This is a genomic window from Streptomyces sp. S4.7, from assembly GCF_010384365.1.
Lineage (GTDB): Bacteria > Actinomycetota > Actinomycetes > Streptomycetales > Streptomycetaceae > Streptomyces.
In genome coordinates this window covers 1,458,891-1,475,363 of the sequence record NZ_CP048397.1, presented here as the reverse complement: position 1 = coordinate 1,475,363, position 16,473 = coordinate 1,458,891, and the positions used below count along the sequence as shown (strand labels likewise).

Here is a 16,473-nt window from a genome sequence, read left to right as displayed (position 1 = left end):
GATGCTCATGGTCGTCAACCGTGTCCTGCTGGGCCTGGTCGGGCTGGTGCTGCTGTGCGTGGGCGGCGCGGTGCTCGCGACGGGGCTGGGCGCGTCCGTCCCGTCCTGGTGGCCGTACACCGGAAAGAAGGACGTGCTGCTGAGCCACGACGACCGGGACCGCTGGAGCGCTCAGGGCTGGTGGTGGCCGGTCGTCATCGCCGTGCTCGCGGTCCTGCTGCTGCTGATGCTGTGGTGGCTGCTGTCCCAACTGCGGCGCGCGCGGCTGGCGGAGGTGCTGGTCGACAGCGGCGACGGGGAGGGCGCGCTGCTGAGGGGCCGGGCGCTGGAGAACGTCCTGGCGAGCGAGGCGGAGTCGCTGGACGGTGTGTCCCGGGCGCGGGTCCGGCTGACCGGGCGGCGGAGCGCGCCGGAGGCGCGGGTGCGGTTGCTGCTGGAGCCTCATGTGGCGCCGGGGGAGGCGCTGGAGGGGCTCACGCGGGAGGCGGTGGGGCATGCGCGGGATTCGGCGGGGCTGGAGGCGCTGCCTACGGAGGCGAGGCTGCGGGCGGCCAAGCACCGGGCGCAGCGGGTGACCTGACCGGGGCTGCCACCGCGACCCCGCTCCTCCAACGCCGGAGAGGCTCGTCGGTGCCGGCCGGGGGTCAGTAGCCGTGGCGCGTGCCGCCGTCGATCGGGAGCATCAGGCCCGTCAGGTAGGACGCCGCCGGGGAGAGCATGAACGCCGCCGTGCGGCCGAACTCCTCCGGTGTGCCGTAGCGGCGCAGCGGAATGCGGGACTCGTGGCCCGCGCGCGCCGCCGCCGGGTCGTCGGACAGCGAGTCCAGCTCGCGGACGCGGTCCGTGTCGATCCGGGCCGGGAGCAGGCCGATCACGCGGATGCCGCGCGGGCCCACCTCGTCCGCGAGTGACTTCGCGAAGCCCGCGAGGCCCGGCCGCAGACCGTTGGAGATCGTGAGGCCGCGGATCGGCTCGTGGACCGAGCCGGACAGCACGAGACCTATCACCCCGCCGTCGCCCAGCTCCGCCGCCGCCGTGCGCGCCAGCCGTACCGCGCCCAGGAAGACGGAGTCGAACGCCGACCGCCACCGCTCGTCCGTGGTGTCCAGGGCCAGCCCCGGCGGCGGGCCGCCGACGCTGATCAGGATCCCGTCGAAGCCGCCGAACCGCTCCCGCGCCACGGCTATCAGACGGTCCGCGACAGCGGGATCGGCGTTGTCCGCGGCCACCCCGAACGCGTTCGGGCCGATCGAGGCCGCCGCACCGGTGACGGACTCCTCGTCGCGCCCCGTGACGACCACCTTCGCGCCGTCCGCCGCCAGCGCCTCGGCCGACGCGCGTCCCAGCCCCCGGGACCCGCCGGTGACGACATAGACACGGTCCTTCAGTCCAAGATCCATGCCCCTATCCTGCCTCGTCCGCCGCGGCCAGGGCGAGGGCCGTCCCCACGAGCCCGATATGGCTGAACGCCTGCGGGTAGTTGCCCAGTTGCCGCCCGAGCGCCGCGTCGTACTCCTCGGCGAGCAGACCGACGTCGTTGCGCAGGGCGAGAAGGCGCTCGTAGAGTTCCGTCGCCTCCTTCTTGCGGCCGGTCATCAGCAGGGCGTCGGCCAGCCAGAACGAGCAGACGAGAAACGTTCCTTCCCCGCCCGGCAGTCCGTCGACCGATGTCCCCTCCGTGCTGTAGCGGTGGACCAGCCCCTCCTTGCCCAGCTCGGCCCGTACCGCGTCGACCGTGCCCACGACCCGCGGATCGTCCGGCGGCAGGAAGCCGTAGCGGGGGATGAGGAGCGTCGCGGCGTCCAGCTCCTGGGAGCCGTACGCCTGCGTGAAGGTGTTACGGACCGGGTCGAAGCCCTTCTCGCACACATCCCGGTGCACCTCGTCGCGCATCGTCCGCCACCGGTTCACATCTCCCCGCAGCGACGGATCGGCCTCCAGCGTCTTCACCGCGCGGTCGGCGGCGACCCACGCCATCACCTTGGAGTGCGTGAAGTGCTGCCGGGGGCCCCGCACTTCCCACAGCCCCTCGTCCGGTTCGCGCCACTTCGACTCCAGGAAGCCGAGCAGGGCGAGCTGGAGGTCCCACGCGTGCGGGCGGCCGGTGAGGCCGACGCCACGTGCCTCATGCAGGGAGTCGATGACCTCGCCGTACACGTCGAGCTGCAGCTGTTCGACCGCCTCGTTCCCGACCCGGACCGGGCGCGCGCCCCCGTAACCGTTCAGCCACGGCAACTCCGCCTCGGGCAGCCGCCGTTCACCGGCGACCCCGTACATGATCTGGAGGTCGGACGGATCACCGGCGACCGCGCGCAGCAGCCAGTCGCGCCAGGCCTCGGCCTCCTCCACATAGCCCACGGACAGCAGGGCGTTGAGGACGAGGGCCGAGTCGCGCAGCCAGCAGTAGCGGTAGTCCCAGTTCCGTACGCCGCCCAACTCCTCGGGGAGCGAGGTGGTGGGGGCCGCCACGATGCCCCCGGTCGGGGCGTAGATGAGCGCCTTCAGCGTCAGCAGGGAGCGCAGGACCGCCTGGCGGTACGGCCCTTCGTACGTGCAGCGCGCCGCCCATTCCTCCCAGTCCTCCTTGCTGTGCTCCAGGGCCTCGAACGGGTCGACCAGATCGGGGCGCGGCAGGTGCGAGGGGTGCCAGGTGAGGACGAAGGCGACCTTCTCCCCGGCGCCGACGGTGAACGAGGAGCAGGTGCTGAACTCCTGGCCCCAGGTCTTGACCACCGGCTTCTCGTTCGGGGCCAGTTCACCGCCGACGGGCCGCGCCCGCGAGACGCTCCGCAGCCAGACCGAGTCGGGTCCGGCGACGGCGACGCGCTGGCCGTCGGTCCTGCGCATCCACGGCACGATCGAGCCGTAGTCGAAGCGCAGCCGCAGGGTGGCGTTCATCTCGACGGTGCCGCTGACGCCCTCCACGATCCGCACGACGTCCGGTGCGACGTCGCGCTGCGGCATGAAGTCGGTGACCTTCACCGTGCCGCTCCTGGTCTCCCAGAGGGTCTCCAGCACCAGTGAGTCGCCCGTGTACCGCCTGCTGGTGCAGCGGTTCGCGCCACGGGGGGCGAGCAGCCAGTGGCCGTTCTCCTTGTTGCCGAGCAGGGACGCGAAGCAGGCGGCCGAGTCGAAGCGTGGCAGGCACAACCAGTCGATGGAGCCGTCTCTGCCGACGAGGGCCGCGGTCTGCAAGTCGCCGATGAGGGCGTAGTCCTCGATGCGTTGGGTCACCTCAGCCCTGTTCCCGCAGGACAGGCGGGTTATGCGGCGGCGGTCTCGCGCTCAGGTGTGCCCCGGGCGGCGGTCGCCGCGCGGTCGCGCAATTCGCGCCGTACGAGGATGACCCACCCGACAGGCACGCCGGCGGTGAACAGCCACCACTGCACGGCGTACGCCATGTGGGCGCCGATGGAGCCGGAGTCCGGCTCAGGGATCTGCTGCGGGCTGTCGCCCGGCGCTGCGGGGGCGGTCTGTTCGATGTAGCCGCCGAGTACGGTCCGGCCGAGCGACCGGGCCTGCTGCTCACTGTTGATCAGCATGATCTGGCGGTCCGGGAGGTGCTTGAGTTCCTTGATTCCGCTGCTGCCGGTCGTCTCGTCGGCCTTGAGCCGGCCGGTGACCGTGACCTCGCCCTTCGGCGCCGCCGGGATGTCGGGGAAGGACCGCTGGTCCTCGCCGAAGGGAATCCAGCCGCGGTTGACCAGGACGGCGCGGCCGTCGCCGAGGACGAGCGGGGTCAGCACATGGAAGCCGACCTTCTCGTCGCTGTTGGTCCGGCGCCGGACGACGACCTCGTGCGCCGTGTCGTAGGTGCCGGTGGCCTCGACCTGCCGCCAGAAGTCGGCACGCGGCACGCTGTGGCCGGGGGAGGTGAGGTCGGTGACCGGGACCGGCTTCGCCTTCAGGTTGTCGGCGATCAGGGTGTTCTGCGCCACCCGGTGCTCATGGCGGTGGAACTGCCAGAAACCCAGCTCGATCATCACGGGGATGAGCACGAGGGCGAACAGGGTGAGGATCACCCACTGCCGCGACAGGAGGAAGCGGTACACGCCTCGACGGTACCCGGCGCTCGTGCCGTCCCCCGCAGCGGGTCCGCCCGCCCGCCCGGCGGGCCCGGCCCGCGAGCCGGCCCACGACCGGGCCCGCCGGCGGACCTCACACCCGGTCGACGATGCCCGTCCTCCCTTCGGCACGGGCGCAGTGCGCGCCGCAGAACCACTGGCCCTCGACCTCGACGCCCTGGCCGATGATCTGGACCCGGCAGTGTTCACAGACGGGCGCCATGCGGTGGATGGCGCAGGAGAAGCAGTCGAAGACGTGCACGGCGCCCTGCGCGTGCACCTCGAACGACATGCCGTACTCGTTTCCGCATACTTCGCAACGTGCCATGCGCCACAGGGTGTGACGCGGTGGCGTGGTGTGCGAGCGGACGGCAGGCGAGTCGCGGCGCAATCACCCGTCTGCCGGGAACGGGGCCGGTACGGGGGCATGCACCGCGCCGGGCCCCGGCGCGGGGGCGGGCGCGGGAACGGTGCCGGGCGCGGGCGCCACATCACGCAGCAGGTGGGTGAACGCCGCCTCGTCGACGACCGGCGTGCCGTACTCCGCCGCCTTCACCGTCTTCGACGTCGCCGACCCCGGGTCGTTCGTCACCAGCAGACTCGTCTTCCGGGAGACGCTGGTGGCCACGTGCAGCCCCGCCTCGACGGCCCGGTCCTCCAGCAGCTCGCGGTCGACCGACGTGTCACCCGAGAAGGCCACCCGCATCCCCTGCGCAAGCGGCTTGTCGCTCTCGTACCGCCCGGGGTTCGGATACGGGCAGGCCGGGAGCCGGCGCGACGGCCGCCAGCTCGTCGGACGGTACGTCGGCTGATGGCCGATCAGCGGCGCCGCCGGGCTGTCCGACCACTCCGTGAGCGGCCGGCATTCGAGCAGCGGCAGCCGCACCCCGTCGCGCGCCGCCGCGTGCAGGCTCGGCCGGAAGGCCTCCGCGAGCACGCGCGCGTCGTCCAGCGCGTGGTGGGCGTGCTGCTGCGCGACGCCGAAGTGCTCGGCGAGCGTGGCCAACTTGTGGTTGGGCAGCGGCAGTCGGAGCTCCTTGGCGAGCGCGATGGTGCACAGCCGCTGGCGCGTGGGCGCGGTCGCCCTCGCGCGGGCGTACTCGCGCGAGATCATCGACCAGTCGAAGAATGCGTTGTGCGCGACGAGCACCCGGTCCGCGAGCCGCTCGGAGAACTCCCGCTCGACATCCCTGAACAGCGGCGCCCCCGCCAGCACATCGGTCGTCAGCCCGTGGATCCAGACCGGCCCCGGGTCCCGCTCGGGATTGACCAGCGTGTACCAGTGGTCCTCGACATTGCCCAGCGCGTCCAGCCGGTACACGGCCGCGGACACTATCCGGTCGTCACGGGCGAGTCCGGTGGTCTCCACGTCGACGACCGCGTACCCCCGGGGGTACGCGGCCGGCCACATCGCTGAAGTCGCAGGGTCGTCGAGCATGGTCACAGACAATACGGGCCGCGACTGACACTCCGTGACTCGCCCCGGTCCGGCCCCCGACTCCGCCGCGGGCCGCGGACGTTGACGGACCGTCCGGATCACCCCTTGGTGGAACTCACCAAATTCCGCTGACAGGATGTCTCACATACTTGTCAGTAACAACATCTAGCGGGGGCCGCGCACCCCGCCCTACGGTGCTGACATGCCGCCGAACCTGCCCGATGTCGTGCTGTGGTCGATCCCCGCGTTCGTCCTGCTCACCCTGGTCGAAGTGGTGAGTTACCGGCTGCATCCCGACGAGGACGCCGCCGGCTACTCCGGCAAGGACGCCGCCACCAGTCTCTCCATGGGCCTCGGCAGCCTCGGTTTCGACCTCCTGTGGAAGATCCCCGTCGTCGCGATCTACACGGCGGCCTACGAACTGACGCCGCTGCGCGTCCCCCTCCTGTGGTGGACGATCCCCCTGATGCTGCTCGCGCAGGACTTCCTCTACTACTGGTCCCACCGCGGCCACCACGTCGTCCGGATCCTGTGGGCCTGCCACGTGGTGCACCACTCCAGCCGGAAGTTCAACCTCAGCACCGCACTGCGCCAGCCCTGGACCTCGCTCACCGTCTGGCCGTTCTACCTCCCGTTCATCCTGCTCGGGGCGCATCCCGCGGCGCTCGCCTTCTGCTCGTCGGCGAACCTCGTCTACCAGTTCTGGGTGCACACCGAGCGGATCGACAGACTGCCCCGGCCCTTCGAGTACGTCCTGAACACGCCCTCGCACCACCGGGTGCACCACGCCTCCCAAGGCGGCTATCTGGACCGGAACTTCGGCGGGATCCTGATCGTCTGGGACCGTCTCTTCGGCTCCTTCGCCGCGGAGACCGTACGGCCGGTCTTCGGGCTCACGAAGAACATAGAGACCTACAACCCGCTGCGGGTCGCCACCCACGAGTACGCGGCCATCGCACGCGACGTACGGGCGGCGCGCGACTGGCGCGAACGGGCCGGACGGGTCTTCCGCGGACCGGGCTGGCAGCCCGAGTGAACGGGCGGGTGGCAGGACCGGAGAGCGGCCCGGCGGCGGGACGGGTGGACGAACGCGTGGGCGGCCGGCTCGCCAAGGCGCTCCTGGTGGCTTTCGCCGTCGCCGCGCTCGCCGAGCTGGTGGCCGTCGCCGTGGACTCCCGGACCGGTCAACTCCTCGCCAAACCAGTGCTGATGCCGCTGCTCGCCGCGTACGTGGCCGCCCGGCGCGGACCCCGCCCGCTCGTCGCCGCACTGCTCCTCGGCTGGGGCGGTGACGTCTTCCTCCTCTCGTCGGACGACGGGGCGTTCCTCGCCGGCATGGGCTGCTTCGCCGCCGGTCACCTCTGCTACCTGACGCTCTTCGGCCGCCGCCGCACCCGGGTCGATCTCGCCGTGGGATACGGCCTGCTGCTCCTTGTGACGCTCGCTCTGCTGTGGCCCGGACTCCCGGCCGAACTGCGCGTCCCCGTGGCCGTGTACAGCCTCCTGCTGGCCGCCATGGCCTACCGGGCGAGCGGACTGGGCGTGCTCGCCGGGGCGGGCGGCGCGCTCTTCCTGCTCTCCGACACGCTCATCGCCACCGGCGTCGCCGAGTGGCCGCAGCCGCCGGCCGTCGACCTGTGGATCATGCTGACCTACATCGCGGCGCAGGCCCTGCTGACGGCCGGGATCCTCACGGCCCGGCCCCGGACATGAGTGGGCGGGCCGCCCGTCCGGACGGCCCGCCCACCCACTTACCGACTCACGTGAACGCTGCTACCAGCGGACGGCGTCCAGCGCGTCGACCACACCGGCTCCGTAGAAGCCGTTCTTGTTCTTGCCGCCCTCGCACACCGCGTCGACGGTGCCGTCACCGTCGATGTCGTACGGGTTGGTGCACGACGCCGCGTCGGCCTGGGCGCTCAGCAACGTCTTCACCAGCCACGGCGAGGCGTACGGGTGCTTCGACTTGATCAGCGCCGCGACACCCGCCGCATGCGGGGAAGCCATCGACGTACCGCCCTTGTAGCCGAAGCCACCACCGGGCAGCGTGCTCAGGACCATACCGTTGACGGCGGGCGCCTCCGGCGCCTGGTACGCCGTCCGGTCGCCGCCGGGAGCGGCGACGTCGATGACCCCGAGACCGTAGTTGGAGTACGACGCCTTCAGGTTCTTCGCACCGGTCGCGGAGACCGTGACGACACCGGACACCTGGGACGGTATGTCCAGGCACTCCTTGGGGTCGATCACACGATCACCGGGAGTGGTGTCGTTCGGGCTGGAGGTGTCCGTCAGTTCGTCGGCGGCCAGATCCAGGTCGGAGTTGCCGGCGGCGGCGACGTTCACGGCGCCCTTGCCCTCGGCGTAGCGGGTCGCCCGGGTGACGGCGTCGGCCAGAGCCTTCTGGTCCGGGTCGTCCTCGCAGTTGAACAGCCACGGGTCGGTGTAATAGCTGTTGTTGGTCACATCGACGCCGTGCTCGGCGGCCCAGACGAAGCCGCAGACAACCGCTTCCGTGTAGAAGAAGCCGTCGGGCTGCGACACCTTGATGCCGGAGACCTTCACGCCCGGAGCGACGCCGGTGATACCGGTGCCGTTCTTGGCCGCGGCGATCGTGCCCGCGACGTGCGTGCCGTGGTCACTCTCCCCGGGACCCGGACGCCAGGCGCCGTCCGCCGTGTCGGGCGTACCGCCCACACAGCTGACCGAGGCGCCGCGGTCGAAGTTCGGCGCGAGATCGGGATGGGTGTCGTCGACACCCGTGTCGATCACACCGACCGTGACCCTGCTGCTGCCGAGCGTCTTCTGGTGCGCCTTGTCGGCCTTGATGGCCGGCAGGTCCCACTGGAGGGGCTCCAGCGCGTCCTGGTCCTCGGACGCCTTCGCCGTGGCGGCCTTCGCCTCCTTGGCGGACAGCGGCTGCTCCGCCTTGATGTCCGTGGTGGTCTGGGCCGACAGCGGCTTCGTACGGGTGGCTCCCGCCGAAGCGACTCCCCGCACCTTGCGGATCGTCTCCCCGAACTCCGGGTTCTGCGAGTGGACGACGATGACACCTATCTGGTCATAGGCGATCACCACTGTCCCGCCGGCCTTGGCGATGGCCTTCTTCACCGATTTGACGGTGGAGTGCCCGCCGTTGGTGTTCACGACGTACGACAGCTTCGGGCCGTCCGTCGAGACAGCGGCCGCGGTGTCGTCGACGGGCGCCGCCGATGCCGACCCGGCCGGCAGGAAGCCGAGCGAGGCGATGAGCGCCAGACCGACGGGCAGAGCCAGTGCGCGCCGTCGTCCGGATCTCAGATGAGCCATGGGTTCTCCACATCGTCCGTGAGGCCGCCCCTGCGCACGCTGCGCACGGACGGGTACATGACGAGCGAAGCTATCGCTGATCGTCCCTGCTCATCAATGATTTCGGTCAGAAAAACGCCGGTGTTGAACCACTTCGACGCGCACTCCGTGCCGTTGTCAGGGGGTGGAACAACTACACCCCCAGTCAGCGCCCGTACCGACCACCCCTACCGCACTCGCGTCACGAGGAGATTCCGTGGCTACCGATGGACCGCCGCCCAAGGGCGATTCGGACACCAGCACCCCCGCCCAGCCCACGACAGCCCAGTTCGTCCAGGTCCAGGAGAGCCCGGAATTCGGTGAACTGCGCCGTACCTACCGCTCCTTCGCCTTCCCCCTGACCCTTGCCTTCATCGCCTGGTACCTGCTGTACGTCCTGCTGTCCAACTACGCCGGCGGCTTCATGGGCACCAAGCTCTTCGGCAACATCAACGTCGCCTTCGTCTTCGGCCTCGGCCAGTTCGTCACCACCTTCCTCATCGCCTGGTTCTACTCGAAGTTCGCATCGCAGAAGCTCGACCCCAAGGGCGCGGCGATCAAGTCCCGTATGGAGGCCGACCTGTGAGCCCGACCATCCAGCTGACCGAGGCGGCGGGAATCCACCTCGCCAACTCCGACGCGAGCGAGCACCGGCCGCTGATCATCACGCTCTTCGCCCTGTTCGTCATCGCGACCCTCGTCATCACCGTGTGGGCCGGCCGGCAGACCAAGAGCGCCGCCGACTTCTACGCGGGCGGACGGCAGTTCACCGCCTTCCAGAACGGACTCGCGGTCTCCGGCGACTACATGTCCGCCGCTTCCTTCCTCGGTATCGCCGGCGCCATCGCCCTGTTCGGATACGACGGCTTCCTCTACTCCATCGGCTTCCTGGTCGCCTGGCTCGTCGCACTGCTGCTGGTCGCCGAACCACTGCGCAACTCCGGCCGTTACACGATGGGCGACGTCCTCGCCTACCGGATGCGACAGCGCCCCGTCCGTACGGCCGCCGGCGCCTCCACCATCGTCGTCTCGATCTTCTACCTGCTCGCGCAGATGGCGGGCGCGGGCGTCCTCGTCTCCCTGCTGCTCGGCATCACCAGCGACGCGGGCAAGATCCTGATCGTCGCCCTGGTGGGCATCCTGATGATCGTGTACGTCACCATCGGCGGCATGAAGGGCACCACCTGGGTCCAGATGGTCAAGGCCGTTCTGCTCATCGCGGGCACCCTGCTCATCACCTTCCTGGTGCTGCTCAAGTTCAACTTCAACGTCTCCGACCTGCTCGGCAGCGCCGCCTCCAACAGCGGCAAGGGCGCGGCATTCCTGGAGCCCGGACTCAAGTACGGCCTCACGGAGACCTCGAAGCTCGACTTCATCTCCCTGGGCATCGCGCTCGTCCTCGGCACCGCCGGTCTGCCGCACATCCTGATCCGCTTCTACACCGTGCCCACGGCCAAGGCCGCCCGTAAGTCCGTCAACTGGGCCATCGGCATCATCGGCGGCTTCTACCTGATGACCATCGCCCTGGGCTTCGGCGCCGCGGCGCTGCTCACGCCGAAGGAGATCACCGATTCCAACCCGGCCGGCAACACGGCCGCGCCACTGCTCGCCATGGAGATCGGCGGCGGCGGGGACTCCACCGGCGGCGCCATCCTGCTCGCCGTCATCTCCGCGGTCGCCTTCGCCACCATCCTCGCGGTCGTGGCCGGTCTGACACTGGCGTCCTCGTCGTCGTTCGCGCACGACATCTACGCCAACGTCATCCGCCGCGGCAAGGCCACCGAGAAGGAGGAGGTGCGCGCCGCGCGCTACGCGACCGTCGCCATCGGTGTCGTCTCCATCGCGCTCGGCGCCCTCGCCCGCGATCTGAACGTCGCCGGCCTCGTGGCCCTCGCCTTCGCGGTCGCCGCCTCGGCCAACCTGCCGACCCTTCTCTACAGCCTCTTCTGGAAGAGGTTCACGACGACGGGCGCGCTCTGGTCGATCTACGGCGGTCTGTCCTCGTCCGTCCTGCTGGTGCTGTTCTCCCCGGTCGTCTCCAGCAAGCCCAGCTCGATGTTCCCGGACGTCGATTTCGCGTTCTTCCCGCTGGAGAACCCTGGCCTGATCTCGATCCCGCTCGGCTTCCTGCTCGGCTGGCTGGGATCGCTCATGTCCAAGGAGGAGCCGGACGTCAAGAAGTACGCCGAACTGGAGGTCAAGTCGCTCACCGGCACCGGAGCGCACTGATCGACTCCACCGGAACGAGTGCCTTTGGCGTGGCCGCGTCGTAGAGTCCTACGACGCGGCCACGCCGCTCCTCGTGGCAAACGGCCCCCGTCGTTGTCACCGCTCTGCCGTACGCTCGGAACAGGCATCACGAGGGTAAGGGGACTCACCGTGCTCATCGACACCTACGGACGTGTGGCCACCGATCTGCGAGTCTCACTCACCGACAAGTGCAATCTCCGGTGCACCTACTGCATGCCGGAGGAGGGCCTTCAGTGGCTCGCGAAGCCCGATCTCCTCACCGACGACGAAATCGTCAGACTCGTCCGTATCGCCGTGACCCGGCTCGGCGTCCGCGACGTCCGCTTCACCGGCGGTGAGCCGCTGCTGCGCCCCGGTCTCGTCGGGATCGTCGAGCGCTGCGCGGCCCTCGCCCCCCGTCCCAGGATGTCGCTGACGACCAACGGCATCGGGCTCAAGCGCACGGCCGCGGCGCTCAAGGCCGCCGGCCTCGACCGTGTCAACGTCTCCCTCGACACCCTGCGGCGGGACGTCTTCAAGACCCTCACCAGGCGCGACCGCCACCAGGACGTGCTCGACGGACTGGCCGCCGCGCGCGAGGCGGGGCTGACCCCGGTCAAGGTCAACACCGTCCTGATGCCGGGGCTCAACGGCGACGAGGCCCCCGAACTGCTCGCCTGGGCCGTCGGACACGGCTACGAGCTGCGCTTCATCGAGCAGATGCCGCTCGACGCCCAGCACGGCTGGAAGCGTGACGGAATGATCACCGCCGGCGACATCCTCCAGTCGCTGAGCACCCGCTTCACACTGACCGAGGAGGACGGCGAGGAGCGCGGGTCCGCTCCCGCCGAGCGCTGGATCGTGGACGGGGGCCCGCACCGGGTCGGCGTCATCGCCTCCGTCACCCGCCCGTTCTGCTCGGCCTGCGACCGCACGAGGCTCACCGCCGACGGTCAGGTGCGCACCTGCCTGTTCGCGCGTGAGGAGACCGATCTGCGCGCGGCCCTGCGGTCGGACGCCACCGACGAGTCCGTCGCGACGCTCTGGAAGCTGGCGATGTGGGGCAAGAAGGCCGGCTCCGGCCTGGACGACCCGGCGTTCCTCCAGCCCGACCGGCCCATGTCAGCCATCGGCGGCTGAGTGCTCCCGCTCCCAGTCGGTCAGAGCGACCACGTCCTTGAGGAACCCGCGGACACCGAGGAACGACGACAGGTGTTCGCGGTGCTCGTCGCAGGCCAGCCAGGTCTTGCGGCGCTCGGGCGTGTGCAGCTTGGGATTGTTCCAGGCCAGCACCCATACGGCGGCGGCGCGGCAGCCCTTGGCCGAACAGACGGGTCCGTCGGGACCGGAAGCGGCGCCGGGGAAATCGAAGAGGTCCACGGCCTCCAGCCTAGGCGGTGACCAGAGCGTGCCGTCGCCCGGTGATCTTTCGGGCATATGGTCTGCTCTCAGGAGAAAACGCTCAAAAAAGGCGACGCCGAGCAGCCACGGGGGGAGCTGCCCGGCGTCGGTCCGTCGCTCCGACGGGGGATGCGGAGCGCCTACAAAGTATGTCACGGGTAGTGGCCTCAGGTGCACCGGAACTTCATGATTGATCTGAGCTTTTCTTGAGCTTTGATTTCGTGCGGCTTAAGCGCGCTCGCGCGGGGGAGCCGGGTGTCCGTGGTTCGCGGACCGCGCGCCGGATTCCGCTCCGCCCGTCGCGGGGGCGGGAGCGATCATCGGCCGGACCGCCGGGTCGAGATGGGTCGACGGCAGCGAGCGGGCCCTCTCCCGGCCTCCGTTGGCGATCACGACCGCCACATAGGGCAGCAGGATGCCCAGTACGAGGCCCGCAATCGCCACATAACGCTCAACATTCCACAGAACCACGGCCAGGATGATCCCCAGCGTGCGCACCAGCATGGAGATGACATAGCGCCGCTGCCGGCCGCGCACGTCCTCGTCGAGTCCCCGCCTCGCTCCCGTGATTTGGAAGACCTCGGCGCTGCGCTGCTTCCGCATCACGACCCACCATCCGATTCCCTCGCCGGCCGCTCCCCGTGCCGGACCCGCACAACGGTACGCCCGCCGTGCGTCGCCCACGAGAGGGGGGACCGCTCGTCGGCGACGCAGCGCGTCCCCGCCGGGCCACGTACGGCCCTGTTCGGCATGCGGCGTACGCCGGGCACACCGAGACTTGGCCCACATGCGCAGAGTGCGCCGCACGAGGAGGCGACCATGAGCTGGTTGTGGGCAATCATCGTGGGTCTGGTCCTGGGTCTGATCGCCAAAGCGATCATCCCCGGCAAGCAGCAGATCCCACTGTGGCTGACGACCGTGTTCGGAATCCTGGGCAGCATCCTCGGCAACGCGGCCGCGGGCTGGCTCGGGGTCGAGGACACCAAGGGCATCGACTGGACACGGCACGTGCTCCAGCTGATCGGCGCCATCGTGGTCGTCGGGGTGGGCGACATGCTCTGGTCGTCGATCCGGAGCGCGAGAGGACGGGCCAGAGCGTCCAGATGACGACCGGCCCCGGCAGCGGCCCGGACGGGCGTGGGGCAGCTCAAAGAGCAGGTCAAAGGGCATGTCGGACAAGGCCACGGCCCGGTACGCCATACGCGTACCGGGCCGTACCGCTGCCTTTTGCCGTCCGGGGCGAGGCCCGCCGTCCGGTCAGGAGACCGTGTCCGCCGTGACCTCGACCGCGGCGAGGTTCTTCTTGCCCCGACGCAGCACCAGCCAGCGCCCGTGCAGCAACTCCCCGGCGTCCGGGACGGCTTCGGAGTCCGTGACCTTCACGTTGTTCACGTAGGCCCCGCCCTCCTTCACCGTGCGCCGCGCCGCCGACTTGCTCGGCGCCAGCCCGACCTCGGTGAGCAGATCCACCACCGGCACCAGCTCGGCCACCCGCGCGTGCGGCACCTCGGACAGGGCCGCCGCCAGTGTCGCCGCGTCCAGCCCGGTCAGTTCGCCCTGGCCGAACAGCGCCTTCGACGCCGCGACCACACCGGCGCACTGATCGGCGCCGTGCACCAGCGTCGTCAGCTCCTCGGCCAGCGCCCGCTGCGCCGCGCGGGCCTGCGGACGCTCCTCGGTCAGCTTCTCCAGCTCCTCGATCTCCGTACGGGACTTGAAGCTGAAGATCCGCAGGAACTTGGAGACGTCCCGGTCTTCCGCGTTCAGCCAGAACTGGTAGAACGCGTACGGTGTCGTCCGCTCGGCGTCGAGCCAGACCGTGCCCGACTCGGTCTTCCCGAACTTCGTGCCGTCGGCCTTGGTGATCAGCGGCGTGGCCAGGGCGTGCACCGACGCCTCGGGCTCGACCCGGTGGATCAGGTCCGTGCCGGCCGTCAGATTGCCCCACTGGTCACTGCCGCCGGTCTGGAGCGTGCAGCCGTAGCGCCGGTTCAGCTCCAGGAAGTCCATCCCCTGGAGGATCTGGTAGCTGAACTCGGTGTAGCTGATGCCCGCGTCGGAGTTCAGCCGCCGCGAGACCGCCTCCTTCGCGATCATCTTGTTGACCCGGAAGTACTTCCCGACGTCCCGCAGGAAGCTGATCGCCGACAGACCCGACGTCCAGTCCAGGTTGTTGACCATGGTCGCCGCGTACGGACCCTCGAAGTCCAGGTACCGCTCGATCTGCCCGCGAAGCCGCTGCACCCACTCACCGACGACCTCGGGCTCGTTGAGCGTGCGCTCCGAGTTCGGCTTGGGGTCCCCGATCAGCCCCGTCGCCCCGCCCACCAGACCCAGCGGACGGTTCCCCGCCAGCTGGATCCGGCGCATGGTGAGGATCTGGACCAGATTTCCCAGGTGCAGACTCGGCGCGGTCGGGTCGAAGCCGCAATAGAACGTGACGGGGCCGTCCGCGAACGCCTTGCGCAGTGCGTCCTCGTCGGTGGACAGGGCGATCAGCCCACGCCACCGCAGCTCGTCGACGATATCCGTCACGTTTCTCGCGTCTCCTTCGATGAGTCAGGTCCGTCCGGCGTCCGTGACGACGGAACGCCCCCGAGGTTATACGCCCTGGCTGACCGAACTCATATTGAAATCCGGCACCCGCAGGGCGGGCATCGCGGCCCGGGTGAAGTAGTCGCCCCACTCACGCGGCAGCGTCTTCTCCGTCCGTCCCGCCTCCGACACCCGCGAGAGCAGACCGACCGGCGACTCGTTGAAGCGGAAGTTGTTCACCTCGCCGACGACCTCGCCGTCCTCGACGAGATAGACGCCGTCCCGGGTCAGCCCCGTCAGCAGCAGCGTCGCCGGATCGACCTCGCGGATGTACCACAGGCAGGTCAGCAGCAGGCCGCGCGAGGTGCCGGCGACCATCTCCTCCAGCGAACGCCCACCGCCGCCGTCCAGGATCAGATTGTCCACCGGAGGGGCCGTCGGCAGCCCGGTCAGCTCCGCGCTGTGCCGGGTGGTGATCAACCGGTCCAGCTTGCCGTCCCGCACCCAGTCGGTCGCGTGGAGCGGCAGACCGTTGTCGAACACCGACGCGTCGTCGCCCGAGGAGTGCGCGATCACGAACGGCGCGGACTCCAGGCCCGGCTCGTTCGGGTCGCTGCGCAGCGACAGCGGCAGCTCCGCGAGGGTGTCACCGACCCGGGTGCCGCCGCCGGGCTTGGAGAAGACCGTCCGGCCCTCGGCGGCGTCCCGCGCGGACGACGACCAGAGCTGGTAGATCAGCAGATCCGCCACCGCGGTGGGCGGCAGCAGCGTCTCGTACCGGCCCGCGGGCAGCTCGATCCGGCGCTCCGCCCACCCGAGGCGCCGCGCCAGCTCCGCGTCGAGCGCCGCCGGATCGACATCCCTGAAGTCGCGCGTCGCCCGCCCCGCCCAGGCCGATCGCGACCGGTCGGGAGACTTGGCGTTCAGCTCCAGGGTGCCGTTGGGCTGGTCATGACGGAGCCGTACGCCCGTGGACGTGCCCAGGTACGTCGACGTGTACTCGTGGTTCGCGAAGCCGTACAGCTCACGGCCGCCGGCCCGGGCACGCGCGAAGGACTCGCCGAGCGCCGGTGCGAAGTCGGCGAAGACCGCGGACGTCGTCTCGGCGGGCGCGTCGGTGAAGTCCTTCGACGCCGCACCGGCCTCGACGAGCGGCCGGGCGTCCTCCGCCGGACCCGCGCCACGGGCGGCGGCCTCGGCGGCGCGCACCAGCGGCTCCAACTCGTCGGCGGTGACGGCGGATCGGGACACCACACCGGAGGCGGTCCCCTCCTTGCCGTCCACGGTCGCGATGACGGTGAGCGTACGGCCGCGGGTCACGCCGTTCGTCGTGAGCGCGTTGCCCGCCCAGCGCAGATTGGCGGTCGACCGCTCCTCGGCGATGACCACGCAGCCGTCGGCGGCCGACAGCGCGAGGGCCCGCTCGACGATCTCGTGCGGCTTGCCGCTGCTGCTCGTGCTCATCGTCCGGCCTCCTGCGTC

The 16,473-nt window shown here is 70.2% G+C and carries 17 protein-coding genes; 7 read left to right on the top strand and 10 right to left on the bottom strand.

Features of this window, described 5'->3' with window-relative positions; genetic code table 11:
- Position 1: 1 nt before the first annotated feature.
- Positions 2-580 carry an alkaline shock response membrane anchor protein AmaP gene (gene amaP / locus SSPS47_RS06520; protein WP_164249437.1) on the top strand — a complete coding sequence of 193 codons (579 nt, stop codon included), beginning with the start codon at positions 2-4 and terminating at the stop codon, positions 578-580.
- Between the two features lie 64 nt (positions 581-644).
- On the opposite strand, the gene SSPS47_RS06515 is transcribed toward amaP, so the two are convergent.
- From SSPS47_RS06515 to SSPS47_RS06495, 5 genes are all read right to left on the bottom strand, one after another.
- Positions 645-1,400 carry an SDR family oxidoreductase gene (locus tag SSPS47_RS06515; RefSeq protein ID WP_164249435.1) on the bottom strand — a complete coding sequence of 252 codons (756 nt, stop codon included), beginning with the start codon at positions 1,398-1,400 and terminating at the stop codon, positions 645-647.
- Between the two features lie 4 nt (positions 1,401-1,404).
- The gene (locus SSPS47_RS06510) at positions 1,405-3,234 is read right to left on the bottom strand and encodes a glycoside hydrolase family 15 protein (RefSeq protein WP_164249433.1); all 1,830 of its coding nucleotides are present in this window, start codon (positions 3,232-3,234) and stop codon (positions 1,405-1,407) included.
- A 29-nt stretch (positions 3,235-3,263) separates the two neighbouring features.
- Positions 3,264-4,052 carry an SURF1 family protein gene (locus SSPS47_RS06505; RefSeq protein ID WP_147872046.1) on the bottom strand — a complete coding sequence of 263 codons (789 nt, stop codon included), beginning with the start codon at positions 4,050-4,052 and terminating at the stop codon, positions 3,264-3,266.
- A 106-nt stretch (positions 4,053-4,158) separates the two neighbouring features.
- Positions 4,159-4,392 carry a hypothetical protein gene (locus tag SSPS47_RS06500; protein ID WP_078077992.1) on the bottom strand — a complete coding sequence of 78 codons (234 nt, stop codon included), beginning with the start codon at positions 4,390-4,392 and terminating at the stop codon, positions 4,159-4,161.
- 63 nt (positions 4,393-4,455) lie between these two features.
- Positions 4,456-5,508, bottom strand: a complete 1,053-nt coding sequence (locus tag SSPS47_RS06495; protein WP_164249431.1) for a DEDDh family exonuclease — start codon at positions 5,506-5,508, stop codon at positions 4,456-4,458.
- Positions 5,509-5,704: 196 nt separating this feature from the next.
- Here SSPS47_RS06495 and SSPS47_RS06490 point away from each other — a divergent pair, with 196 nt between their 5' ends.
- Both SSPS47_RS06490 and SSPS47_RS06485 read left to right on the top strand, forming a co-directional pair.
- Positions 5,705-6,538 (top strand): sterol desaturase family protein, encoded by an 834-nt coding sequence (locus tag SSPS47_RS06490; protein WP_164249429.1) that lies wholly within the window; start codon positions 5,705-5,707, stop codon positions 6,536-6,538.
- Positions 6,539-6,594: 56 nt separating this feature from the next.
- Positions 6,595-7,215, top strand: a complete 621-nt coding sequence (locus SSPS47_RS06485; protein ID WP_164254415.1) for a lysoplasmalogenase — start codon at positions 6,595-6,597, stop codon at positions 7,213-7,215.
- A 60-nt stretch (positions 7,216-7,275) separates the two neighbouring features.
- On the opposite strand, the gene SSPS47_RS06480 is transcribed toward SSPS47_RS06485, so the two are convergent.
- Positions 7,276-8,808, bottom strand: a complete 1,533-nt coding sequence (locus SSPS47_RS06480) for a S8 family serine peptidase (protein ID WP_164249427.1) — start codon at positions 8,806-8,808, stop codon at positions 7,276-7,278.
- A 235-nt stretch (positions 8,809-9,043) separates the two neighbouring features.
- Here SSPS47_RS06480 and SSPS47_RS06475 point away from each other — a divergent pair, with 235 nt between their 5' ends.
- The 3 genes from SSPS47_RS06475 (at position 9,044) to moaA (ending at position 12,195) form a co-directional block, all read left to right on the top strand.
- A complete protein-coding gene (locus tag SSPS47_RS06475; protein WP_164249425.1) occupies positions 9,044-9,412 on the top strand; it encodes a DUF485 domain-containing protein in 369 nt (122 codons plus the stop codon).
- An 8-nt stretch (positions 9,413-9,420) separates the two neighbouring features.
- Positions 9,421-11,055, top strand: a complete 1,635-nt coding sequence (locus SSPS47_RS06470) for a cation acetate symporter (protein ID WP_164254414.1) — start codon at positions 9,421-9,423, stop codon at positions 11,053-11,055.
- A 150-nt stretch (positions 11,056-11,205) separates the two neighbouring features.
- Entirely contained in the window at positions 11,206-12,195 is a 990-nt protein-coding gene (moaA, locus tag SSPS47_RS06465; protein ID WP_164249423.1) for a GTP 3',8-cyclase MoaA, read from the top strand.
- On the opposite strand, the gene SSPS47_RS06460 is transcribed toward moaA, so the two are convergent.
- Both SSPS47_RS06460 and SSPS47_RS06455 read right to left on the bottom strand, forming a co-directional pair.
- Positions 12,178-12,435 carry a hypothetical protein gene (locus SSPS47_RS06460; RefSeq protein ID WP_164249422.1) on the bottom strand — a complete coding sequence of 86 codons (258 nt, stop codon included), beginning with the start codon at positions 12,433-12,435 and terminating at the stop codon, positions 12,178-12,180. The two genes, moaA and SSPS47_RS06460, sit on opposite strands and share 18 nt — an antisense overlap.
- Before the next feature lie 249 nt (positions 12,436-12,684).
- Complete coding sequence (locus tag SSPS47_RS06455; RefSeq protein WP_164249420.1) at positions 12,685-13,059, bottom strand: DUF3099 domain-containing protein; 375 nt, start codon at positions 13,057-13,059, stop codon at positions 12,685-12,687.
- Between the two features lie 216 nt (positions 13,060-13,275).
- Here SSPS47_RS06455 and SSPS47_RS06450 point away from each other — a divergent pair, with 216 nt between their 5' ends.
- On the top strand, positions 13,276-13,563 hold the full coding sequence (locus SSPS47_RS06450; RefSeq protein ID WP_164249418.1) for a GlsB/YeaQ/YmgE family stress response membrane protein: 288 nt from the start codon (positions 13,276-13,278) through the stop codon (positions 13,561-13,563).
- Between the two features lie 150 nt (positions 13,564-13,713).
- Here SSPS47_RS06450 and tyrS read toward each other — a convergent pair whose 3' ends face one another.
- Together tyrS and SSPS47_RS06440 are read right to left on the bottom strand one after the other, a co-directional pair.
- Positions 13,714-14,991: a tyrosine--tRNA ligase gene (gene tyrS / locus SSPS47_RS06445; RefSeq protein WP_164249416.1), complete on the bottom strand. Its 1,278-nt coding sequence runs from the start codon at positions 14,989-14,991 to the stop codon at positions 13,714-13,716.
- A gap of 66 nt (positions 14,992-15,057) precedes the next feature.
- On the bottom strand, positions 15,058-16,455 hold the full coding sequence (locus tag SSPS47_RS06440; protein WP_164249414.1) for a metallopeptidase TldD-related protein: 1,398 nt from the start codon (positions 16,453-16,455) through the stop codon (positions 15,058-15,060).
- Between the last annotated feature and the right edge of the window lie 18 nt (positions 16,456-16,473).

Bases quoted from the DNA above. Each gene is read 5' to 3' on its own strand.
- amaP (WP_164249437.1), top strand. From the start codon at position 2: ATGCTCATGGTCGTCAACCGTGTCCTGCTGGGCCTGGTCGGGCTGGTG.
- SSPS47_RS06515 (WP_164249435.1), bottom strand. From the start codon at position 1,400: ATGGATCTTGGACTGAAGGACCGTGTCTATGTCGTCACCGGCGGGTCC.
- SSPS47_RS06500 (WP_078077992.1), bottom strand. From the start codon at position 4,392: ATGGCACGTTGCGAAGTATGCGGAAACGAGTACGGCATGTCGTTCGAG.
- SSPS47_RS06490 (WP_164249429.1), top strand. From the start codon at position 5,705: ATGCCGCCGAACCTGCCCGATGTCGTGCTGTGGTCGATCCCCGCGTTC.
- SSPS47_RS06480 (WP_164249427.1), bottom strand. From the start codon at position 8,808: ATGGCTCATCTGAGATCCGGACGACGGCGCGCACTGGCTCTGCCCGTC.
- SSPS47_RS06455 (WP_164249420.1), bottom strand. From the start codon at position 13,059: ATGCGGAAGCAGCGCAGCGCCGAGGTCTTCCAAATCACGGGAGCGAGG.
- SSPS47_RS06450 (WP_164249418.1), top strand. From the start codon at position 13,276: ATGAGCTGGTTGTGGGCAATCATCGTGGGTCTGGTCCTGGGTCTGATC.
- SSPS47_RS06440 (WP_164249414.1), bottom strand. From the start codon at position 16,455: ATGAGCACGAGCAGCAGCGGCAAGCCGCACGAGATCGTCGAGCGGGCC.